This window comes from Marivita cryptomonadis, from assembly GCF_002115725.1.
GTDB lineage: Bacteria > Pseudomonadota > Alphaproteobacteria > Rhodobacterales > Rhodobacteraceae > Marivita > Marivita cryptomonadis.
The window spans coordinates 61,796-83,638 of the sequence record NZ_JFKD01000011.1 but is presented as its reverse complement, the minus strand read 5'-3'; the positions used below and the strand labels follow the sequence as shown (position 1 = coordinate 83,638).

23 protein-coding genes, 1 tRNA gene and 1 pseudogene are annotated in these 21,843 nt (G+C 59.8%); 15 read left to right on the top strand and 10 right to left on the bottom strand.

Annotated elements, in window-relative coordinates:
• Positions 1-114 precede the first annotated feature (114 nt).
• Positions 115-672, top strand: coding sequence for a lipid-binding SYLF domain-containing protein (locus MCRY_RS13450; RefSeq protein WP_085630715.1), 558 nt, complete (start codon positions 115-117; stop codon positions 670-672).
• 168 nt (positions 673-840) lie between these two features.
• On the opposite strand, the gene MCRY_RS13445 is transcribed toward MCRY_RS13450, so the two are convergent.
• The gene (locus tag MCRY_RS13445; protein WP_085630713.1) at positions 841-1,464 is read right to left on the bottom strand and encodes a thiamine phosphate synthase; all 624 of its coding nucleotides are present in this window, start codon (positions 1,462-1,464) and stop codon (positions 841-843) included.
• A gap of 132 nt (positions 1,465-1,596) precedes the next feature.
• On the opposite strand from MCRY_RS13445, the gene MCRY_RS13440 reads away from it, so the two are divergent.
• The 3 genes from MCRY_RS13440 (at position 1,597) to MCRY_RS13430 (ending at position 5,021) form a co-directional block, all read left to right on the top strand.
• Positions 1,597-2,340, top strand: a complete 744-nt coding sequence (locus tag MCRY_RS13440) for an RNA methyltransferase (protein ID WP_085630711.1) — start codon at positions 1,597-1,599, stop codon at positions 2,338-2,340.
• Between the two features lie 63 nt (positions 2,341-2,403).
• Complete coding sequence (gene ctaA, locus MCRY_RS13435) at positions 2,404-3,552, top strand: heme A synthase (protein WP_085630709.1); 1,149 nt, start codon at positions 2,404-2,406, stop codon at positions 3,550-3,552.
• On the top strand, positions 3,549-5,021 hold the full coding sequence (locus MCRY_RS13430; RefSeq protein WP_085630707.1) for a carboxypeptidase M32: 1,473 nt from the start codon (positions 3,549-3,551) through the stop codon (positions 5,019-5,021). The genes ctaA and MCRY_RS13430 overlap by 4 nt, the downstream gene beginning before the upstream one ends.
• An 84-nt stretch (positions 5,022-5,105) precedes the next feature.
• Here the strand turns inward: MCRY_RS13430 and MCRY_RS13425 are convergent, their stop codons facing one another.
• A complete protein-coding gene (locus MCRY_RS13425; RefSeq protein ID WP_085630705.1) occupies positions 5,106-5,378 on the bottom strand; it encodes an usg protein in 273 nt (90 codons plus the stop codon).
• A gap of 242 nt (positions 5,379-5,620) precedes the next feature.
• Here MCRY_RS13425 and gyrA point away from each other — a divergent pair, with 242 nt between their 5' ends.
• Together gyrA and MCRY_RS23610 are read left to right on the top strand one after the other, a co-directional pair.
• Positions 5,621-8,320 carry a DNA gyrase subunit A gene (gene gyrA, locus MCRY_RS13420; RefSeq protein WP_085630703.1) on the top strand — a complete coding sequence of 900 codons (2,700 nt, stop codon included), beginning with the start codon at positions 5,621-5,623 and terminating at the stop codon, positions 8,318-8,320.
• A gap of 455 nt (positions 8,321-8,775) precedes the next feature.
• Positions 8,776-9,030 (top strand): annotated as a pseudogene (locus tag MCRY_RS23610) (CBU_0592 family membrane protein); the annotation flags it as partial.
• A 46-nt stretch (positions 9,031-9,076) separates the two neighbouring features.
• On the opposite strand, the gene olsA reads toward MCRY_RS23610, so the two are convergent.
• From olsA to MCRY_RS13405, 3 genes are all read right to left on the bottom strand, one after another.
• Positions 9,077-9,904 (bottom strand): lyso-ornithine lipid O-acyltransferase, encoded by an 828-nt coding sequence (gene olsA, locus MCRY_RS13415; RefSeq protein ID WP_085630882.1) that lies wholly within the window; start codon positions 9,902-9,904, stop codon positions 9,077-9,079.
• Positions 9,901-10,662 carry an L-ornithine N(alpha)-acyltransferase gene (gene olsB, locus MCRY_RS13410; protein ID WP_085630701.1) on the bottom strand — a complete coding sequence of 254 codons (762 nt, stop codon included), beginning with the start codon at positions 10,660-10,662 and terminating at the stop codon, positions 9,901-9,903. Before olsB ends, olsA begins: the two co-directional genes overlap by 4 nt.
• Before the next feature lie 128 nt (positions 10,663-10,790).
• Positions 10,791-10,973 carry a DUF3553 domain-containing protein gene (locus tag MCRY_RS13405; RefSeq protein ID WP_085630699.1) on the bottom strand — a complete coding sequence of 61 codons (183 nt, stop codon included), beginning with the start codon at positions 10,971-10,973 and terminating at the stop codon, positions 10,791-10,793.
• A gap of 33 nt (positions 10,974-11,006) precedes the next feature.
• On the opposite strand from MCRY_RS13405, the gene MCRY_RS13400 reads away from it, so the two are divergent.
• The gene (locus MCRY_RS13400; protein ID WP_138488175.1) at positions 11,007-11,636 is read left to right on the top strand and encodes a histidine phosphotransferase family protein; all 630 of its coding nucleotides are present in this window, start codon (positions 11,007-11,009) and stop codon (positions 11,634-11,636) included.
• On the opposite strand, the gene MCRY_RS13395 is transcribed toward MCRY_RS13400, so the two are convergent.
• The 4 genes from MCRY_RS13395 to MCRY_RS13380 form a co-directional block, all read right to left on the bottom strand.
• Positions 11,616-12,719, bottom strand: a complete 1,104-nt coding sequence (locus MCRY_RS13395; RefSeq protein ID WP_085630697.1) for an acetoin utilization protein AcuC — start codon at positions 12,717-12,719, stop codon at positions 11,616-11,618. The genes MCRY_RS13400 and MCRY_RS13395 overlap by 21 nt on opposite strands.
• 88 nt (positions 12,720-12,807) lie before the next feature.
• Positions 12,808-14,622, bottom strand: a complete 1,815-nt coding sequence (locus MCRY_RS13390; RefSeq protein ID WP_085630695.1) for an ABC-F family ATP-binding cassette domain-containing protein — start codon at positions 14,620-14,622, stop codon at positions 12,808-12,810.
• 9 nt (positions 14,623-14,631) lie between these two features.
• Positions 14,632-15,420, bottom strand: coding sequence for a GNAT family N-acyltransferase (locus MCRY_RS13385; protein ID WP_085630693.1), 789 nt, complete (start codon positions 15,418-15,420; stop codon positions 14,632-14,634).
• A complete protein-coding gene (locus MCRY_RS13380; protein ID WP_085630691.1) occupies positions 15,420-15,875 on the bottom strand; it encodes an outer membrane protein assembly factor BamE in 456 nt (151 codons plus the stop codon). The genes MCRY_RS13385 and MCRY_RS13380 overlap by 1 nt, the downstream gene beginning before the upstream one ends.
• 87 nt (positions 15,876-15,962) lie before the next feature.
• On the opposite strand from MCRY_RS13380, the gene MCRY_RS13375 reads away from it, so the two are divergent.
• From MCRY_RS13375 to MCRY_RS13340, 8 genes are all read left to right on the top strand, one after another.
• Positions 15,963-16,520, top strand: a complete 558-nt coding sequence (locus tag MCRY_RS13375; RefSeq protein WP_085630689.1) for a YceD family protein — start codon at positions 15,963-15,965, stop codon at positions 16,518-16,520.
• Between the two features lie 165 nt (positions 16,521-16,685).
• The gene (gene rpmF / locus MCRY_RS13370) at positions 16,686-16,892 is read left to right on the top strand and encodes a 50S ribosomal protein L32 (RefSeq protein ID WP_085630687.1); all 207 of its coding nucleotides are present in this window, start codon (positions 16,686-16,688) and stop codon (positions 16,890-16,892) included.
• A 25-nt stretch (positions 16,893-16,917) separates the two neighbouring features.
• The gene (plsX, locus tag MCRY_RS13365; RefSeq protein WP_085630878.1) at positions 16,918-18,027 is read left to right on the top strand and encodes a phosphate acyltransferase PlsX; all 1,110 of its coding nucleotides are present in this window, start codon (positions 16,918-16,920) and stop codon (positions 18,025-18,027) included.
• Entirely contained in the window at positions 18,024-18,995 is a 972-nt protein-coding gene (locus MCRY_RS13360) for a beta-ketoacyl-ACP synthase III (protein ID WP_085630685.1), read from the top strand. The genes plsX and MCRY_RS13360 overlap by 4 nt, the downstream gene beginning before the upstream one ends.
• A 94-nt stretch (positions 18,996-19,089) precedes the next feature.
• Entirely contained in the window at positions 19,090-19,392 is a 303-nt protein-coding gene (ihfA, locus tag MCRY_RS13355; protein ID WP_085630683.1) for an integration host factor subunit alpha, read from the top strand.
• A 4-nt stretch (positions 19,393-19,396) separates the two neighbouring features.
• On the top strand, positions 19,397-20,236 hold the full coding sequence (locus MCRY_RS13350) for a MerR family transcriptional regulator (protein ID WP_085630681.1): 840 nt from the start codon (positions 19,397-19,399) through the stop codon (positions 20,234-20,236).
• A gap of 71 nt (positions 20,237-20,307) precedes the next feature.
• Positions 20,308-20,384, top strand: a tRNA-Pro gene (locus MCRY_RS13345).
• 100 nt (positions 20,385-20,484) lie between these two features.
• Positions 20,485-21,564, top strand: a complete 1,080-nt coding sequence (locus MCRY_RS13340; protein WP_085630679.1) for a 2'-deoxycytidine 5'-triphosphate deaminase — start codon at positions 20,485-20,487, stop codon at positions 21,562-21,564.
• On the opposite strand, the gene MCRY_RS22925 is transcribed toward MCRY_RS13340, so the two are convergent.
• On the bottom strand, positions 21,561-21,713 hold the full coding sequence (locus tag MCRY_RS22925) for a hypothetical protein (protein WP_171046176.1): 153 nt from the start codon (positions 21,711-21,713) through the stop codon (positions 21,561-21,563). The genes MCRY_RS13340 and MCRY_RS22925 overlap by 4 nt on opposite strands.
• Between the last annotated feature and the right edge of the window lie 130 nt (positions 21,714-21,843).

Genomic DNA, 21,843 nt, shown 5'->3' with positions numbered 1-21,843 from the left:
CGCCGCTTATCGTGATCTATCCTTAGTGACAGGGCGCGTCTCTGCGGCTATACTTACGTCCAACCGGCGGAACAGCCGGATTTCAGAGGCATCCGCATAGAAAGAGCAGAGACAATGACATCCCTGACACGACGCAAGCTGGCCTTGGGCCTTGGCGGCACATTCCTATTGGGTGCCTGTAACAACGCCGTCGGCGGCAATGGCGGTGCGCGGATCGACGCGCGGGTCGATGCGACGATCGCCGAAATGTACCGCCGCTTTCCGGGCACGCAGAACCTTGCGGCCAATGCCAATGGTCTGCTGGTCATGCCGCTGGTCACCGAGGCGGGATTGGGCATTGGTGGTGCATTCGGACGCGGCGCATTGCGTGTCGGTGGCATCACCGTGGATTACTACTCGACCACCAAGGCCAGCGCCGGGCTGCAGATCGGCGCGCAGCAATATGCGCATGTGCTGTTCTTCATGACCGAAGACGCGCTGATGAATTTCCGCCGCTCACCCGGTTGGGCCGCCGGAGCCAATATCGAATACGCCATCCCCGAAGGCGGTGAGACCATTGCGGCCGAGACCACTACGTCTTTGGCCCCGGTCATTGCAGTTATCTTTGGTCAGGCGGGCCTGCGCCTTGGCGCGACGCTGGAAGGCGTGAAATACACGCGGATCATTCCTTGACCAACGAAAGCAAGGGGGCTCTGCCCCCGTCGCCCAAGGGCGACTCCCCCGAGGTATTTGGGGCCCAAAGAAACCAGAAGCGGTGCGTCTGAAGCTTCTTTGGGCCGAAAATACCTTCGGGGGTGAGGCGCGGTACGCGCCGAGGGGGCAGACAGCCCCCTGACCCGATCAGCCAGCCATCGCTGTGGTCAGATCTTTCAAAGCTGCAACAGGATCATCCGTGCGCCAGATCTCTTCACCGATGCCGAAGAAATCGGTGATCGGGGCGAGTGTTCGCACGATGTCGGCATCAAGCCCGCCTTCGGCAACTACGGGGATTTCGATCATTTCGGACCACCACTGGAACAACTCCGCCTCGGCGCGCGACCCGTCACCAAGGGTGGTGTCACCAACAGGGCCAAAGCTGACATAATCCGCCCCGGCCTCGCCCGCGCTCATACCGTCATGGCGCAACTGGCCGCAATACGCACCGACGATGGCGTCCGGTCCCAGTTCCTTGCGGGCCATGCGCACAGACCGCGCGCCGTCGGTCAGGTGCACGCCGTCCAGACCAAGGCGCTGGGCCAGAACCACATGGGTGTCGATCACCAAAGCCACATCGTACCGGTGCGCCACGTCGCGTACGGCATCGGCGGCGCGCAGGATCAGGTCTTCGTCGCGGGTGGCCAGAGACAGGCGAATACAGGCGATGTCTTCGGCATCCAGAACGCGGGCCAGATCGGTCGGGAAATGGCTGAGTTCGATCTCGGGTGGTGTGATCAGGTAGATCTGTGGCTGCTCTGCGTCGGACATCTTCGGCCCCTTCCTTGGTGGTCGACACCCTATACCGTGATTTCGCGCCCTGCGCCAAGGGCTTGCACCGCTTGCCCTTTGACGCATGGCACAATAGTCAGGCGCGACCTGAGATTTTCGGAGACGTCTTCCATGCCGAGCGACACGCCGCAGCCCAGTTTTGTTCTGGTGCGCCCACAGATGGGCGAGAATATCGGCGCCGCTGCACGGGCGATGCTGAATTTCGGGTTGCACCGGATGCGATTGGTGGCACCGCGCGACGGCTGGCCAAACCCAAAGGCGGTCGCGATGGCTTCGGGGGCGGGACGGATATTGGATGATGCGGTGCTGGTGGATCGTACGGTCGATGCGGTGGCTGATTGTTCCTATGTATTTGCAACGACGGCCCGTCAGCGCGACATGACCAAGCCGGTGATGACCCCGGAACGAGCCATGGAAGTGGCGCGCGAGAAGATCGCCGCCGGCGAAAAGGTGGCTGTGCTGTTCGGCCCGGAACGCGCGGGGCTTGAGAACGACGATATCGCTTTGGCCAATGCGATCATCTCGGTTCCGGTGAACCCGGAGTTTCCGTCTCTGAATCTTGCGCAATGTGTGTTGCTGACGGGGTATGAATGGCGGCGGCAATCGGTTGAGATCGCATCTGAGGCCACGGAAATGGCGGGCACCGATTGGGCCAATGCCATCGAGATGGACAAGCTGGCCGAGCATTACGAGAGCACGCTGGACAGTGCCGGGTTCTTTTTCCCCGAAACCAAGGCGGACAGCATGAAGCTGAACCTGCGGAACATGTGGTCGCGGATGCCGCTCACCCGCGCGGATGTGCAGATGCTGCATGGTATGCTGCGGCAAATGGTGCGCTGGAAGGAGAAGGGCTAGGCGCGCGCCTTGAAGCGCCCCTGCCCCAAGCCTAGTCTTTCGGCCAAGAAGGAGACCCTCTGAATGAGCACCAAACGCAGCATCTTTGAAGAGGTCGGTGCAGAGACACCGCGCAAAGACGCCCCCAAGGGGGGCATGATCGACGCAGGCAAGCGCGGCGCGCGGGGCGCGATCCGGGTTTGGCTGATGGTCCTGTTTGCGCTCGTCATGGTGATGATCGCCGTGGGTGGGTTGACGCGCTTGACCGACAGCGGCTTGTCGATCACCGAATGGCGGCCTCTGACTGGGGCTTTGCCGCCAATGACGGCCGAGGATTGGCAGCGCGAGTTCGACCTGTATCGCGCGATTCCGGAATACCAGTTGCAGAACAAGGGCATGAGCCTTGCCGAGTTCCAGTTCATCTATTGGTGGGAATGGGGCCACAGGCAATTGGGCCGGGTCATTGGTTTGGTCTGGGCGCTGGGCTTTTTCGGGTTCCTGCTTGCGCGCAAGATCCCAACTGGCTGGACCGGGCGTCTGTTCTTCCTTGGCGTTCTGGGGGGCATTCAAGGGGCCATCGGCTGGTGGATGGTGGCGTCCGGCCTCACTGGCACCATGCTAGACGTGGCCTCATACCGATTGGCGACGCATCTTGGCTTGGCCTTCGTTATCCTTGGGTTCATCGCGTGGTACACGTTCGAGCTGGGCCGTGAAGAGCGTGATCTGATGCAAGCGCGGCGGTCGCGGGAGGGTAAACTCTATGGGCTGGGCACGGGACTTTTGCACTTCACCTTCCTTCAGATTCTGCTGGGCGCGTTGGTGGCGGGCATCGATGCAGGGCGCACCTACAATGACTGGCCCCTGATGGCCGGGGCGTTCCTGCCGCCCTTCCCCTTCGACATTGAGCCCATCTGGCGCAACTTCTTCGAGAACGCCGGGCTGGTGCAGTTCATGCACCGAATGGCGGGCTATCTGCTGCTCGCCTTCGGTATCGTTGTCTGGCTGCGGGCGCGGAAATCGCCCAATGCGGACACACGGTTCCGGTTCAATGCGGTCTTTGCGATGCTCTGGGTGCAAATGGCGCTGGGCGTTGTAACCGTGCTTTACATGGCGCCGTGGCAGATCGCGATTGCGCATCAGGTGGGGGCTGTGATCCTGTGGGTGTTGATCCTGCGGGCGCGGTTCGCCGCGCAATACCCGGTACAACAATCCATTCGAGGAGCGACGGCATGAGCACAGCTTATGACGAATTGATGGCCTTCACGCGCGAGACAGAGGCGCTGGGCCAGGTCGCCGGGCGTCTGGGGTGGGATCAGGAAACCACCATGCCGCGGGGTGCTGCGGCGCAACGCGCCGAGGAGATGGGCGCACTGGAATCGGTTCTGCATGCGCGGCGCATGGATCCGCGTGTGAGTGACTGGCTGGCCAAGGCCAAGGGCGGCGATGATGAGGCCAAGGCGCATCTGCGGCACATCCAGCGCGATTTCGACCGGGCCTCCAAGGTGCCTGCCGATCTGGCGGCAGAACTCGCGCGCACCACGTCGATGGCGCAGGGCATCTGGGCCGAAGCGCGGGCGAATGACGATTTCGCGGCTTTTGCGCCAACGTTGGAGCGGGTGTTGGACCTGCGGCGACAGGAAGGTGCGGCACTTGCGGATGGCGGTGATCCCTATGACGCGCTGTTACAGGACTACGAGCCGGGTGCCACGGCAGAGCAGTTGGACGCGATGTTCGGCGCGCTGCGGCCTAGGTTGGTTGATCTGCGCGACAAAGTGTTGGGCGCCCCTGCCCCGGCGGCGTTAAGCGGCACGTTTGATGAAAGCGCGCAGATGAAGCTGTCGCGCCAGATCGCCAAGACCTTTGGCTATGACATGAGCCGCGGACGCGTCGACAAGGCGGTGCATCCGTTCAGTTCCGGCTCGGGCAATGACGTGCGGATCACCACGCGGACCAATCCGACCGATCCGTTCAACTGCATCTATTCGACGATCCACGAGGTTGGTCACGCCGCCTATGAGCAAAATATCGACCAGGCCTATCTGCTGACGCCTTTGGGGCGCGGTGTGTCGATGGGGGTGCATGAAAGCCAGTCGCGGATCTATGAGAACCAGCTGGGCCGCTCACGCGCCTTTACCGGCTGGCTGCACGGGCAGATGGTCGACGTGTTCGGCGATTTCGGCATCAGTGATCCCGACGCCTTCTACGGCACCGTAAATCGCGTGCATCAAGGGTTTATCCGGACCGAGTCCGACGAGGTGCAGTACAATCTGCATGTTCTGTTGCGCTTTGATCTGGAGCGCCAGCTGATCGCAGGCACCTTGGCGGTGGCCGATTTGGAAGAGGCGTGGAACACGCGCTTTGAGGCGGATTTCGGCTATGCGGTGGACAAGCCGTCCAATGGCGTCTTGCAGGATGTGCATTGGTCGGTGGGGTTGTTTGGGTATTTCGCCACCTATTCGCTGGGCAATGTCTATGCGGGTTGTCTGCACGAGGCGCTGAGCAAGGCGGTGCCGGATCTGGATGCGCAGTTGGCCGCGGGTGACACAGCTGCTGCGACAGGCTGGCTGCGGGACAATCTCCAGCGTCATGGCGGGCTGTATGAGCCGCGCGAGGTGATCGAGCGGGCCTGCGGGTTTGCGCCGAATGAAGCGCCGCTTCTGTCTTATCTCGAGGCCAAGTTCGGAGAGATTTACGGGGTGTGACAGGCCTAGTCAGCGTCGTCTTCGGGCTTGACCTGAAGATCTTTTGGTCAGGAGGTCCTCGGGTCGAGCCCGAAGACGACGTTCTTAGTGAACCGTAAATTCCCCGACAATCTGCTGCCATTCGCCGGACGACAGCATCTTGCGGTGGGTGTATTGCACCGAATGCAGCGGGCCTTCGATCGTGTCCTGCCAGAATTCGATAAACCCGAACAATTTGGGATGATCCGGGGCCAGATCGTATTCCTGCCAGACAAAGGTGTTCAGCACATTCTTGTAATCTGGCATCCGGTAGAACAATTGCGCGGTGGTCAGCCCGTAGCCACGCAGCATCAACTCGGTTTCACTCATTTCGGTCATGCAAACCTCATCGTTTTTTATTGTACGAATGAGTGTGCCGTGGATTCGCGACTTTTCAACAAAAACAGTGTGTTAGCCAGATCATGGCGTGAGTGCCAAGATGCCGGCGCCACTAATTTGGTCAAGTGCATTGCGGCCTACATGCTGTCTCTGATATACATGAGGCCAACAAAATATAGACATAACGACAGCAGGCTATCAACGTGAGCGACACGCCAGAAACTCCTGATAACACAGAAGATATGCCGCCTGAGCGCCCCAAATATGCGGGACCGCAGGTGTCGATCACCGATGAGATGAAGACCTCGTATCTCGATTACGCGATGAGCGTGATCGTGAGCCGGGCCATTCCGGACCTGCGCGATGGTCTGAAACCTGTGCACCGGCGCATCCTCTATGCGATGCACGAAAGCAACAATGGGCATGACAAGCCCTACCGCAAATCGGCGCGTCCGGTGGGCGATGTGATGGGGAAATATCACCCGCATGGCGACAGCGCGATCTATGACGCGCTGGTGCGGATGGCGCAGGACTTCTCCATGTCGCTGCCGCTGCTTGATGGTCAGGGCAACTTTGGGTCCATGGACGGCGATAACGCGGCGGCCATGCGCTATACCGAAGTGCGGATGGACAAGCCGGCGGCTTATCTGCTGGCGGATATCGACAAGGAAACGGTCGATTTTCAAGACAACTACGATGGCAAGGACCGCGAACCAACGGTCCTGCCCGCGCGCTTTCCCAACATGCTGGTCAATGGTGCGGGTGGTATTGCTGTCGGCATGGCGACCAACATCCCGCCGCATAATCTGGGCGAGGTCATCGACGCCACGCTGGCGTTGATCGAAGAGCCTGATTTGAGTTCGGAACAGTTGATCGAATACGTCCCCGGCCCCGATTTCCCGACCGGGGGCATCATGCTGGGCCGAACCGGCGCGCGCAAAGCGTATCTTGAGGGACGTGGATCGGTGATCATCCGGTCCAAAACGCGGGTCGAAGAAATCCGTAAGGACCGTTGGGCGATTGTCATCGACGAGATTCCATATCAGGTGAACAAGGCCACCATGATCGAGCGCATTGCCGAGGCGGCGCGCGAAAAGCGGATCGAGGGGATTTCCCACGTTCAGGACGAATCCGATCGTAATGGCGTGCGGGTTGTGATCGAGCTGAAGCGCGATGCGACTGCCGAAGTCGTGTTGAACCAGCTCTTCCGCTTTACGCCAATGCAGGTCTATTTCGGCTGCAACATGCTGGCGCTGAATGGCGGCAGACCCGAGCAGTTGACCCTGCGCAAGTTCCTGACCTCGTTCATCGACTTCCGCGAAGATGTGGTGGCACGGCGCACGGCGCACCTGCTGCGCAAGGCGCGCGAACGCAGCCATGTGTTGTGTGGTCTGGCGGTGGCTGTGACCAATATCGACGAGGTGGTCGCGACGATCCGGTCGTCTGCTGACGCCGCCGAAGCACGCGAGCGGTTGATGACCCGTCGCTGGCCCGCGGCCGAGATCCTGCCGTATATCGCGCTGATCGACGACCCGACCCACACCGCGAATGAGGACGGAACCTATAACCTGTCCGAAATACAGGCGCGGGCCATTCTCGAACTGCGCTTGCAGCGCCTGACCCAGATTGGTGTCAAAGAAGTCACCGATGAATTGGAAGAACTGGCCGGAAAAATCCGCGAGTATCTTGAGATTCTTGGCTCGCGCGACCGGATCATGGGGATTATTTCCGACGAATTGAAAGAGGTCCGCGAACTGTTCGCCGTGCCGCGCCGGACCGAGATTGTCGACTGGTCGGGCGACATGGAAGACGAAGACCTGATCGAGCGCGAGGACATGGTGGTCACAGTCACCCAGTCTGGCTGGATCAAGCGTACGCCGTTGGCCGATTTCCGGGCACAAAAGCGCGGCGGCAAAGGTCTGTCTGGTATGGCGACCAAAGACGATGACGTGGTCACCACGCTGTTTGTCGCCAATACGCACACGCAGCTTTTGTTCTTCACCACCGAAGGCATGGTCTACAAGCTCAAGACATGGCGCTTGCCGCAGGGCGGGCGCACGGCCAAGGGCAAAGCCATCGTCAACATCCTGCCCATTCCGACAGGTGTGTCGATTGCCGCCATTATGCCGGTGGATCGCGACGAAAAGCATTGGGACGACTTGCAGATCATCTTTGCCACCAGCGCTGGTGACGTGCGGCGTAACGCGCTGTCTGATTTCACCAATGTGATGCGCAACGGCAAGATCGCAATGGATCTGCCCGAGGGAGTGGAGCTGGTGAATGCCCGCATCGCGTCCGAGGATGACGACGTGATGCTGGTCACTGATGCGGGACGCGCCATTCGCTTTCCAACAACGGCGGTGCGGGTGTTCAAGGGCCGTAAATCCACTGGTGTCCGGGGAATTCGCCTGAATGGCTCGGACCGTGTGGTCAGCATGGCTGTGATCCGGCACTTCGAGGCAGATCCGGCGGAACGGGCCGCTTACCTCAAGATGCGTCGCGCGGTGGCTGGTCTGGCGGATGATGCCGAAATCGAAGATGACGAGGATGCCGCGGCTCCCGGGTCGATCACGCAGGAACGCTATGCCGAGATGTCGGCGGCGGAAAACCTGATCCTGACCATCACGTCCAAGGGCGCGGGCAAGCTGTCATCCTCGCACGACTATCCAGTTCGCGGTCGCGGTGGCCAGGGCGTTCAGGGCATCGACAAGGCGATGCGCGGCGGTGCCATCGTTGCGTCTTTCCCGGTCGAGATGGATGACCAGATCATGCTGGCGACCTCAAAGGGACAGTCGATCCGGGTCCCGGTCGACGGCATTTCCTTCCGCTCGCGCAGCGCGGGTGGTGTGCGGGTGTTCAACACCGGTGCGGACGAAGAGGTCGTGTCGGTGGCGTGGATCGCAGATCAGGGTGAAGAGGACGAGGCTGCTGGCGAAAGCTGAACCTAAACCACATCAGGATCACCTCGTAGTTCACTGACATGTAACATTTTTAAACGGCGTGGGGTCATCCTGCGCCGTTTTGCTTTTGTGTTACGCGACTCGTCTATTCTTGGTTTGACGCAACGAATTCGACGAGGTTTCACGCTCATTTCACGGGAAAATCCGACCGAGGTCAGGTATTCCAGACCTGCGCTGACTTAGCGTCACGTATATAACAAAGCGCATAAGGATAGTTCTTCGCAGACCACGACGCCGACACATTATTTCAATCGGTTGGCGGCTCCGGGCTTGGTTCGGACGGGGGATGTGACGGGTAACAAGGATCGGTTTCGGTTCACAAAGACTTTTTAAGGTTGCGCTTGGGTCAGCCCTCATCTGGCTCTGGTGTGTTTTCAGATTGTCGGCCCGACTGTTCGCCATGTGCAGCAGTCGGGTCTATTTTACGGAGCGCAAGTATGACAGGCCTCTTCGAAGCCATGCGAGCTTATCCCGACCTTCTTCAGATCTGCGGTGTGGTGGGATCGGCCCTGTATGTCGGGGGATTCGCGCTGGTACAGACGGGTCGGATCTGCGGCAACGGGCCATATTATTCCTGCAACCAATTGACTGCGGCAACGCTTGTTCTGATCAGCCTGATCGGCGCCTTCAACTTGGGGGCGTTCTTTATTCAGGTGGGGTTTCTGATCTTTGGATCAATTGGACTCGTGCGCAAGTTGCGGATGCGCAAGCTTGGGCTTTACCCCAGTGGCACCGGGGTCATAGATCGGGTGTCGGGTGGGCCGACCGAACCTGCGATTCCAGATGGCTGGCCAGCGACTTGCGATTGGGAAAAGCGTCGACCCGTGTTGGCACATGATAGACCAGTTCAATCTTGCCTTGCGGGTGCTGCGCCAGCACCTTGAGCAGATGTTGGGCAAAGCCCATGTCCCCCCACCAGCCATAAAAGCGCGGGTCTTCGCCATCGGGGCCGTGATAGATCACGGTAACCGGCTGAATGTGCATGTCATGTACAATCCGGTCGGAAAAGAACGGGGCGAACAGCGTGGGCTTGAACGGCAAAACCCGCAGCGTGTCGGTCGATGTGCCTTCGGGAAAGAACAGCAGTCGGTGCCCATGTTCCAGCCGGTCTTCGAACACCGCGATCTGGGCTTTTACCTCGCGGGGGTCGCGCTGGATGAAGACTGTTCCGGTGGCCCGCGCCAGCCAGCCGATTCCGGGCCACGAGGCGACCTCGGATTTGGACACGAAATAGACGTTCTTGCGGGCGTTGAGTGCAAAGATATCAAGCCATGATCCGTGATTGGCAACCACCGCACCCCGCACCTTCATACGGGGCCCGCGCACCACAAGCGGCAGGCGCAGGATGACAAACGCGCAACGGCACACAGCCTGAGTGATATAGGGTGTCAAAGGACGGTCGACGCCGAAAATCGGCCGCTCAAAAAGTCGGAGCAGCAGCAGCAGTGCGAGCCCGCCGAACACCACCGCACCCAATGTGATCCCACGCAGCAGCACCCGCACCCAGCCTGCCGCCGAGATCGGGGGGGCGATGATGGGGTCGTCGCTGTCCCATGTTGGGCTCATGTCGGCCGCCATGCGGATCTGTCGAAACGCCCTGCAGTCATCTGCGCCGTGTCGAGGATCAGGCACACATCGGTTGTGTTGAAGGCATGGTCCACAAAGACGCCCTGCCCGATTGTGCCGCCCAGCTTGAGGTAGGATTTGATCAGCGCAGGCGTGTCGCGCATCGCCGCCTTGCGGTCGATCCGGTTTGGGGGCAGCAGCGCCAGATCTGTGGTCATGGTAGCGGTGACGCGTAGCGGCTCGGGCGCAAGATAGGTGGCGTGAAGATGCGAGATCGGGTGCTGCAACGCCTCAAGATCCGTGCCGTGAAAGCTGGCCGTGCCGAACAGGATGTCGATGTCGTGGTCTGCCACATAATCGGCCAGCCCCTGCCACAGCGCCATCAGCGCAGGCCCGCCACGATGATCAGGATGCAGGCAGGATCGCCCCAGTTCCAAGAGGCTAAGACCACTGTTCAACAGGCGCGTCAGATCGAATTCCGAAGCAGAGTAGAACCCATTCGCGGCAGTCGCGTGATTTTTGGTCATCAGGCGGTAGACCCCGACGACAGTGTCGGCCCCGCTTTTTACATCGCGCAACAGCAGATGGTCTGCATGGGTGTCGAACCTGTCGATTTCCAGCCGGTTCGCGTGATCGACGCCGTCGCCGCTGCCGCCCAGTTCGGCAACGAACACCTCGTAGCGAAGCCGTTGCGCCGCGCGGATCTCGGCCTTAGATCGGGCAAGCGAGGTCTGATACTGGGGTGCAGTTTGTAGCATTTAGGGTGGCCCGCCTCGTTCGCAGTCACCTTAATGTGTCACCTGGTGACGCGCAACGGCGTCGGATTGACCGAAAAACCAATGTTTCCGAAAGAAATTAAGCTTTCATCAACTTTTGGTTGTGATGTTTACTCATCGAAAACAGGAACCAACCCGATGCGTGACCCATCAATGACCACTTTTCCCACTTCGCGGAAATTCACCGTGATGCGGTCGCCGATATTGGATTGCACCTGCCCGACACCCCAATCGGGTTCATCGGGGTGGCGAACCAGCGATCCGGGTTCCAAAATTCCATTCAGATCAGTCATGCGCGGTCTCCGTACTGCGTATGGGAGGATATAGTGCACCAGGATGCAGCTTCATTGGCCGCGTTGATCGGATCGCGCATTTGTCACGACCTGATCAGCCCTATTGGCGCAATTTCGAACGGATTGGAACTTGCTGGTATGACGGCTTCGGCACCGGTCGGGCCGGAAATGTCGCTGATCCAGCAAAGTTGCGATCATGCCACGGCCCGCATCCGGTTCTTTCGCATCGCGTTTGGCACCGCCACTGATACCCGCGCAATTCCCGTTGCCGAGGCGCGCGCGACGCTGACCGATCACTATGCGGGGACACGCCTGTCCACAGAATGGCGGATCACGCAGGATTTGGGCCGCGATGTCACGCAACTTGCCTTTCTATCGGCTCTGTGTCTTGAAGCGGCCTTGCCTCAGGGCGGGTTGCTAAGCTTTGATGTCCAAGACCGCAGCCTTGTTGCGCGCGCCGATGCCCCAAACGTGCGTGGGGATCTGCCGATTTGGGCCGTGGTCACTGACCGGGTATGTGCCGACATGCAAGGTATCAGCCCTGCCCATGTGCAGTTTGCTCTGCTGGCGCGGCTGTGCCGTGACCGCGACATCTGGCCGGACTGTGAAGTGCAAAACAACCGCGCCGTGTTGCGCCTGCCGCTACCCGGCCTGCCTTGCTGATCCGGATTTCAGATGCGCAATTGCCGCGCGGACCTGCTCTGAAACCGGGCCGGGACGTGGGTCATCAAGCAGCGTCGTCAACAGCGCGTCCGAAGGTTGTGCCTTTCGTGACCAACGAAGCGCTTGCAGAATATCTGCCGCGTTTTGCGGCAAGCGATCCGGGATCTCGTGTCCGGCCAATGTTGCCCAAACGCAGGTCCAGGCCCGCCCGACGCTCCACGGATTGTAGCCCCCACCACCCGAGACAATCAGGCGTGGCGCCATCGCGCGCAACGCCGTGACCGCCTTCACGTGACAGCGGTTCGACAGTGTAAGACGCGACAGCGGGTCTTCGGTCACGGCATCCGCACCGCATTGCAGATAGATGGCATCTGGCTTTTGCGCTGCAAGAGCAGGCAGGATCACGTCGTTCAGGATCAGGTCGAATTCGGTATCGTTGAACCCGCGTGGGACGGGAATGTTGATCGCCGCCCCGCCCGCGTCGTCGTCAAGCGCGCCTGTAAAGGGCCAGCGCTTGTCCTCGTGGACCGAGATCATGCGCACCTGCTCGGACCCATGGAACGCCACCGCCACCCCGTCGCAATGATGTGCGTCGATATCGACATAAGCGATGCGGTTCAGCCCCATACCCAGCAAGTGCCGGATCGTCAGCACCGGTTCGTTGATGTAGCAAAAACCATTGGCCCGATCAGGTAGCCCGTGATGGGTGCCACCACCGGGATTGTAGGCGACACCTCCTGCCCGTACATGCTCGGCCGCCAGCAGCCCGCCGCCCGCCGCTGTTGCGGGGCGTCGGTAGACCTCGGGAAACACCGGGTTCGACAATGTACCCAGATCAAAGGCGGGGTCTGCCTGCAGGGTGGCCTCCGCGCGCTGCAGGGCTGCGATATAAGCGGGGGTGTGAAAGTTCAGTAACGCAGACGGTTTGGCACAGGGGCTGGTGCGGTACTGCGTGTCCGTCAGCCAGCCAAGCGTGCGGCAAAGGTCGGTCACCGTCGGAACCCGGGGAATCGACAGCGGGTGGCGCGGGCCATAGCTTGAACCGCGATAGATGCGGGCGCCGATGAAGATGGGATCGTTCATAGTGCCGAAGTTAGGTCACCGCGCGCGGCCCGCCAGACAGAGCGCGAAGATGCGGCACCGCGTTTTGGCGTTTCCGTTGACCGAAGCGTCACCCGGCCTCGGCCTTTTCCGACAATTCCAGCCAAAGGTCTTCGGCTTCGGCCAACGCGGTCTGTCGGGTGACCAACGCTTCAGAGGCTTTCTTGAACTTCACGGGTTCGCGCGTGAAAAGTTCCGGATCGGCCATCAGCTGTTCCAGCTTGGCGATCTCGGCGGTCAGGCGGTCGATCTCGGCGGGCAATTCTTCAAGCCGGTGCTTTTCGGTAAAGCTCAGACCAGTTTTTGATTTGGGTGCGGCTGTAGCTTTGGCCGCTTGTTTGGGTGCGGATTTCGACGCTGTGGCCTCGGAGGCATCTTCGCCCCGCTGGGCGCGATAATCGCTCCACCCGCCTGCATAGACGGTGGCGCGCCCGCGCCCTTCCATTGCCACGGTGGTGGAGGCCACGCGGTCAAGGAAGTCGCGGTCGTGGCTGATCAGCAGAACCGTTCCGTCATATTCGCTCAGCAGATCCTGCAGCAGGTCAAGCGTTTCGACGTCTAGATCGTTGGTTGGTTCGTCCAACACCAGCAAATTCGATTCACGTGCCATGATCCGCGCCAGCAGAAGTCGTGCCTTTTCGCCACCCGACAATGAACGCACAGGCGCGCGGGCCTGTCGTTCGTCGAACAGGAATTCCTTGAGATAGCCCACCACATGTTTCGGCGCACCGCGCACCATGATCTGATCGGCTTTGCCCGAGACCCGCATTTCAGGGTCGCCCGTCAGGTTTTCCCACAGGCTGAGGTCTTCGTTCAACTGCGCGCGGGTCTGGTCGAACACCGCCGGGACAAGGTTCGTGCCCAGCTTGACCGTGCCCTCGTCAGGGTCGATTTCGCCCATCAGCATGCGGATCAGTGTGGTCTTGCCCACGCCATTGGGGCCGACAAAGGCCACCCGGTCGCCACGCTGTATGGTCAGGGAAAAGTTGCCCACGATGGTTGTGTCATCAAAGACTTTGGTCAGACCCACAGCCTCGATCACCTTGCGGCCGGACTTTGGCCCCGAGGCCAGTTCCATCGCGGCGGTGTCCTGCCGTTTGATCATTGCGGCACGCTCGCCGCGCAAATCTTGCAGCGCGCGAACCCGTCCCATGTTGCGTTTGCGACGGGCGCTGATGCCTTCGACGGCCCATCGCGCTTCAGATTTGATCTTGCGGTCCATTTTATGACGCTGGAGGTCTTCGTCGTCCCACGTCTTGTCGCGCCACGCCTCGAACGCGTCGAACCCTTTTTCCTGACGCCGCACTTGTCCGCGGTCGATCCAGAGCGTCGCGCGGGTGAGTTCAGAGAGAAAGCGCCGGTCGTGGCTGATCAGGACAAAGCCCTTGCGGGTGCGTTTCAATTCGTCTTCAAGCCAGCCAATCGCTTCGATATCAAGGTGGTTGGTCGGCTCGTCCAGCAGCATCAGATCCGGATCCTGCGCCATCAATCGTGCCAAAGCTGCGCGGCGGCGTTCGCCGCCGGATGCGGTTTCCGTCACGCGGTCTGGGTCGAATTTAAGCCCTTCGCCCGCGCGTTCCACCTTATACAATTCGGACGAATCAAGCCCGTGCATGGCGTAATCGCCCAGCGTGGCAAACCCGCTGAGGTCGGGGTCCTGCTCCATATATCCGGTGCTGATGCCCGGCGGCACAACGCGGTCGCCACGATCGGGTTCGACAAGCCCGGACATCACCTTCATGAGGGTGGATTTGCCCGAACCATTGCGGCCTACAAGTGCCACACGGTCGCCCGGTTGCACCACAAGGCTGAGGTCATGGAACACCGGCTCACCACCAAAGGTAAGCGAGATGTCATTGAGTTGCAGAAGCGGAATAATGGCCATGCCGTCGCGCTACGGCGCGGCGGGCGCAAGGTCAAGGGGGCTGGTTTGTGCAGCCTGCGCCAAGGCGCGCAGCCGGGCCTTTCGGGGCGCTGGAATGGCATCGACAGGCAGCCCTGTAAACACGTGCAGCCGGTCAAGTTCCCGGTCGAGCACCGCATGGTCGCTGACCCATCCACCCATCGCCAAATAGCTGCGCAAAAGCTGCGGCAAGCCGGTCGGTGATGCGGGACCATCGGGCAGATCAATGGCATCGGCTGACGCTCGGTTTGGGCGCAGTGCCTTGGGACCAAGGTGATGGGCGTGCAGAAATGCAAGCTCTGCGCGGTGTGTTTCGGGATCGGCTCCGGAAAACGAACTGCACCCAATCATCATGCGGATGTCGTGCCGGTCTACCAGAACGCCAAGAGCTGCCCATGCCAGCCGAAGCGCTGTCACGTCGGGTGGGCCACTGGACTGACAGAACCGACCCAGCTCAAGATACGGCCCCGGCATCCGGTGTAGCGGTGACAGGTCGTAATTCTGGCCGGTATAGCTGTCGGCCAGCGCGTCGGGGTCTTCGATCAGTCGGGCCCGAAAGGCCACCAGCGCTGTATCTGTGCGCTTGGTGACGCAGCCGTGAAGACATAGCGCATCGAACCGGTCTGTATCGGCGTCACCGTTTCGGAAGGCGGCGGCGCGTAGGGACAGTGCGGACTCGCGGCTTGCACATGAGGTGCCGATCACCGCTCGATATGGGCCAAAGCGCAACGACACATGATCCGGAACAGCAGCGATCTGCGCCGCTGCCTCCGTCGTCATCAGTTGAAGAAGTCGGCTGCGTTGATCCCGCCGATATTGCCGAAGAGCTTGCGGATAAAGCTGATGTCGCCATCCCCGGAGCCGGTGATGCGGCGGGCGATCGGCACGACCTGTCCGTCTTCGAGACCAAAGCGTTCGATGTTTTCGACGACACCTGTGGAATCGAACGTGATGGCCAGAACTTCGCGGTCGACCACTTCGGGTTGTTTCCATGCGAAATGGCGGACATCGCTTTCAATGTAATAGAACCCGGATTCGTTCAGTGTGCCCGACGTGGACGGCACGCCGACAAGGTCTTCGACCGTGGCGCGCGTGTCGACCCCCGGTACGATCTGCTGCAATTCGTCTTCGGATGGAACATAGCCATGCGTGCGGTAACGCGCGGTGCATCCTGCAAGCGCAATGCACAGAAGCGTCACAAGCCCGATCCTGACTGTCGATCTGATGCCCTGCATGGCGCCTCTCTTGCGTTGGCGTTCGCTGCCTTTTATCCCGATTACACGGCCTTGGGCCTGCGTTCAAGCAAAGGGTGAACACAAGATATGCCACAAGAGGTTCTGAAACCCGGAGAATATCGCGTCAGCGACCTGTCGAGCCGACGTGAAACCGCGTTCGACTTGCAGCCTGATGCGGACATGCGGGCGGCGATTGCGAGACAGCTCGACCTGCCGGGCGTTAAGAAATTGCGCTTTACCGGCGAGATTTCGCCATCGGGGGCGCGTGGCTGGACGTTGACGGCCAAGCTTGGGGCCACAGTGGTGCAGCCCTGCGTCGTCACTCTTGATCCGGTGACCACACGTATCGATGAAGCCGTCGAGCGGCGGTATGTCCCGGAAGAATATTTCGATGACGTGGAAGCCGGGGCTGAAATGGAGATGCCAGAAGACACCAGCACAGAGCCGCTGGGTGCGATCATCTCTGCCTATGATGCGATGGTCGAATCGCTCTTGCTGGCTTTGCCGCTTTATCCTCGGACCGAAAACGCCGAACTGGGCGAAGCGGTGTTCGCCGAGGACGGTGTGGCCCCCTTGAAAGATGAGGACACCAAGCCGTTTGCCGGTCTGGCCGCCCTGCGGGGTCAATTCGATGAAAAGTCGTAAAGAAACCCGCCAGAAAACGCTTGCGGATTTCACGATTGCCCCTATGTTCGCGCCTTCATCTGAGGTGGGGTTGTCACCCGGCCCGGTTTTCCCTTAAGAGGCCGGACACACCCAAAACGCGGCATGGCGAGCATGCTACAGATTATAGAAAATTGAGGTTGAGACATGGCTGTCCAACAGAACAAAGTATCCAAGTCGCGCCGCAACAACCGTCGCGCACATGACGCTCTGGTTGCTGCAAATCCGAACGAATGTTCCAACTGCGGCGAACTCAAGCGGCCGCACCACGTGTGCCCGTCCTGCGGCCACTACGCGGATCGCGAAGTGATCGCACAGGCCGACGAAATCGACCTGGACGAAGACGCGGCATAAGCAACGATTGGGCGAAACCCTCCGCATGACCTCTTCGCAGGATCATAAAAAGGTGGGTGTCGCGCCGATTGTGCTATCTATCGACGCTATGGGCGGCGATCTGGGGCCGGAGGCAGTTGTCTCCGGCATGTCTCGTTCTGCGAAGGCGAATCCGGATATCCATTTCCTCGTCCATGGGCCCAAAGGCAAGCTGACCAAACTGATCGAGCGGAAAAAGGCTTTGGCCGGACGCTGCGAAATCAGGGATGCGTCGGGCATTGTGTCGATGGAAGACAAGCCAAGCCACATCATGCGGCACGGGCAGGACACATCCATGTGGGCCGCCATCGAAGCCGTGCGTGACAAGGAAGCGACCGTTGCGGTGTCCTGTGGCAACACAGGCGCGCTGATGGCGTTGTCGATGATCCGCTTGCGCAAATTGCCGGGGGTGAACCGCCCGGCCATCGCGATTCTGTGGCCCTCGCGCAATCCGCAGGGCTTCAACGTGATGTTGGACGTGGGTGCGGATGTGCGCGCCGACGCACAAGACCTGCTGCAATACGCGCTTATGGGTGTGTCCTACGCCCGCAACGGACTTGATCTGGACCGGCCACGTGTCGGATTGCTTAACGTGGGCACCGAGGAACACAAGGGCAAGGCCGAACTCAAAGAAGCACATGAGCTGATCGGCAGGATGGCTGACAAGGCGCAATTCGAATTCGTCGGATTTGTCGAAGGCGGCGACATTCCCGGTGAGGCCTGTGACGTGATCGTCACCGATGGCTTTACCGGCAATGTCGCGCTGAAAACCGGTGAGGGTACGGCTTCACTGATCGGGGATCGTCTGAAAGAGGCATTTGCCTATTCGCCCTTGTCGCGGCTCGCGTCACTTTTGGCGCTGACATCCCTGCGACGCCTCAAACAAAAGATCGACCCGCGCCGGGTGAATGGCGGTGTGTTCCTTGGGTTGAACGGCACCGTCGTGAAATCGCATGGCTCTGCCGACGCAACCGGCGTTGCCGCCGCGATTCAGCTTGCGGTGCAACTGGCGCAATCGGGCTTTTCCGAACGGCTGGCTGCCCGGCTGGCGTCGATCACAGAAAATGCGTCCAAATCGGACCAAGAGACCAATACAGACGAGGAGAGCCCGAAATGACCACACGTTCGGTTGTCGTAGGGCTGGGCCATTACCTGCCAGAGCGGGTTGTGCCCAATTCTGAATTCGAAGCAACGCTGGACACATCCGATGAATGGATCAAGTCCCGCTCCGGCATCGAGAGCAGGCATTTCGCAGCGGACGGTGAAACCACGTCGGATATCGCGACCAAGGCCGCGCGGAACGCTTTGGCCAATGCAGGTCTGACGGCCAACGATCTGGACGCGATCGTGCTGGCCACGTCGACTGCCGATCTTACCTTTCCGTCTGCTGCAACCATGGTGCAAGCCGCGCTTGGCATGAACCGCGGGTTTGCCTTTGACGTGCAAGCCGTCTGCGCCGGGTTTATCTATGCGATGGCCAATGCAAATGCGCTGATCATTTCCGGTCAGGCCAAGCGGATCATGGTGATTGGTGCAGAAACCTTTAGCCGCATCATGGATTGGTCAGACAGATCCACCTGTGTGCTGTTCGGTGATGGCGCCGGTGCCGTGATCCTCGAAGCGCAGGACGGTGTTGGTGACAAGACGGACCGGGGCATCCTGTCGGTTGATTTGAATTCCGACGGCCAACACCGCGATATCCTGTATGTCGATGGCGGCGTCAGCACGCAAACGACCGGGTTTCTGCGGATGCAGGGTAAAGAAGTGTTCCGCCACGCGGTGGAAAAGTTGGCCAAGACCGCAAGCATTGCGATGGAAAAAGCGGGAATCGCCAATGAAGAGGTGGATTGGATTGTCCCGCATCAGGCGAATATCCGCATCATTCAGGGCACCGCCAAAAAGCTGGGCCTGTCGATGGATAACGTGGTGGTGACGGTTCAGAACCACGGCAACACCTCGGCCGCATCCATTCCTCTTGCCTTGTCCGTCGGTGTGGAACGTGGCCAGATCAAGCGTGGCGACGTGATTGTGACCGAAGCGATTGGCGGCGGTCTGGCCTGGGGTGCTGTCGTTCTACGCTGGTAGGCAAAAACCTTTTCTAAATACCCACCTGCAACCCGTTGATATTGACTCGGAAAATCGCAAGGCGCATGCTGCCTCAAACCGGGGAGGTTTGTGTATGGGACAAAAGACACTGACACGTATGGACCTGAGCGAAGCTGTGTTTCGCGAAGTGGGGTTGTCGCGGAATGAAAGCGCGGACCTTGTGGAAACAGTCCTCAATCATATGTCCGACGCTTTGGTCGAAGGTGAACAGGTAAAGATTTCGTCTTTTGGTACGTTTTCGATCCGGGACAAGGCTGCGCGTGTCGGCCGCAATCCCAAAACCGGCGAGGAAGTTCCGATCAACCCGCGCCGGGTTCTGACCTTCCGCCCCTCCCACCTCATGAAAGACCGCGTGGCCGCAGGCAACAAGGGCTGAGCGCATGAGCAAATCCGCAGACGCCTTTCGCACGATCAGCGAAGTCGCCGAATGGCTGGACACACCGGCCCATGTTCTGCGGTTCTGGGAAAGCAAATTCACCCAAGTCAAACCTGTCAAACGTGCAGGAGGTCGGCGGTATTACCGCCCCGCTGATATGCGCCTTCTGGGTGGGATCAAAAAGCTCCTGCACGATGATGGAATGACCATCAAAGGCGTGCAAAAAATACTTCGAGAACAAGGTATTAAGCATGTATCCTCGCTTTGTGAATTAAGTCTGAGCGACGAAGAAGAGGCCGATCTGGCACTTCTCGAGGACGTGCCCGCATCCGAGCCGCTGGACACCGTTGTGCCCTTCGCCAAGCCTGAGACCGTCGAGGAAACGCCGATTGCGGAAGCTCTGCCTGCTGACGCTGTCGAGGCTGAACCAGAGCAGGTGGACGCAAGTGATGACATACCTGATCAAGCGGTCACATCGGAGCCCCAGACGTCGTCTGCAGACATCGCAGAGACCGAGCCGGAGTCTGCTGTTGTAGACACGATCCTCGAGGAGAAACCACAGGCCACCGAACCTGAACCGGAGGTGGTTCTTGCAGTTGAGCCGGAGCCCGAAACCGCCCTGCCCGGATTTCTCCAACGTTCAATGGCGGATCGCGTGGCCACGGAAGACGCCCTTAGGGAAAAGGCCGACACCGTCCAAGAACCCGTCGTGCCTGTTGTGGCCACACCGGCGGAACCAGAGCCAAGTGCCCTGACCTATCTTGCACGCATACGGCACCTGTCGCCCGAACAAGCGCAGCAGATCGCACCGATTCTGGATCAGTTGAAAGCGGTTGCCCGGTAAGAGCGGCTTTGTCGAAACTGCCGAAATTCGCACTTGCGGCCCGACCCAAAACCGTTATGACAGGCCGCAGTCGGGCTATAGCGCAGCCTGGTAGCGCGTCCGTCTGGGGGACGGAAGGTCGCAGGTTCGAGTCCTGCTAGCCCGACCAATCATCACACAGCTATCAATACCGCTTTGCAGGGAAAAACGCCCTCGCATGGGGCGCAGTGGCTTGCTATGCAAGACAAACTGCGACCAAGGGGGTTCCGATGACAGGTGTATTGGCCAATCAGCAGATCACGGATCTGATGGATCGCGGTATCATCGCGGCGGACACACCCTTTGTCGATGGTCAGGTGCAACCGGCCAGCCTCGATCTTCGCTTGGGTAATGTGGCCTACCGGGTGCGCGCGTCGTTTTTAGCTGGTAAGGGGCGGCGCGTTGAAGACCGTCTGGCGGATTTCGAAATGCACCGCATTTCGCTTGAGGGCGGTGCGGTGCTGGAAAAGGGCTGTGTGTACCTTGTTCCCTTGATGGAGCGCCTTGCCCTGCCCTCGGATATCAGCGCTGTCGCCAATGCCAAAAGCTCGACCGGGCGGCTGGATCTGCTGACGCGCACAATTACGGATGAAGGCAGCGAATTCGACCGGATCGCCGCTGGATACCAAGGCCCGCTTTATGCCGAGATTTGTCCGCGCTCGTTTTCGGTTCTCGTCCGTCCGGGTATGCGGCTCAATCAGATCCGGTTCCGGCATGGACAATCGGTTTTGTCAGACGACACTCTGCGCGCGCTGCATGAAGAACAAAAACTGGTGTCAGGCGGGCCGGCGGTGATCAGTGACGGGCTCGGGTTTTCGGTCGATCTCAAGCCTGAAAGCGGCGATCTGGTGGGCTATCGGGCCAAGCCGCATACGGGTGTAATCGACCTCGACAAGCTGGGACATTATGCACCGTCTGAGTTCTGGGAAGAACTGCGCACCAGCAATGGTCAGATCATCCTTGACCCGGATGCGTTCTATATTCTTGTCAGCCGCGAAGCTGTGCATATCCCGCCCGATTATGCTGCTGAAATGGCGCCATTTTTGGCAATGGTCGGGGAATTCCGGGTGCACTATGCCGGGTTCTTTGATCCGGGGTTCGGCCATGATGCAGCCGGCGGCACTGGGTCACGCGGCGTTCTAGAGGTGCGCTGCCATGAGGCGCCCTTTGTGCTTGAGCATGGGCAGATCGTTGGTCGTTTGGTCTATGAACAAATGGACCAATCCCCGAGCCAGCTGTATGGCGCGGGGATTGCGTCGAACTATCAGGGACAGGGTTTGAAACTGTCCAAACATTTCGCAGTAGGTTAATCGCGCGGGCTTTGGTCTTGGGGAGCTGCGGGCTTTTTACGCTTGGACAAAGCGTTTTGACCTGCATTCATGCTTGCGTTGATCCCGGAATTGATCATGCGGCGCATCACGGTGCGCATCACCATGTTGATAATTTGATTGAGGTTCATGTCGTCCTCCTGTTGCGTGTGGCTGCCTCAGGACCGAAGATAGGGGATAATTGCGACGATTTTCAGGCATTGTTTCAAAAAATATGTGCCTTGTGGTGAAGATTCGAATGGTTCTGGAGGGCGATGCATC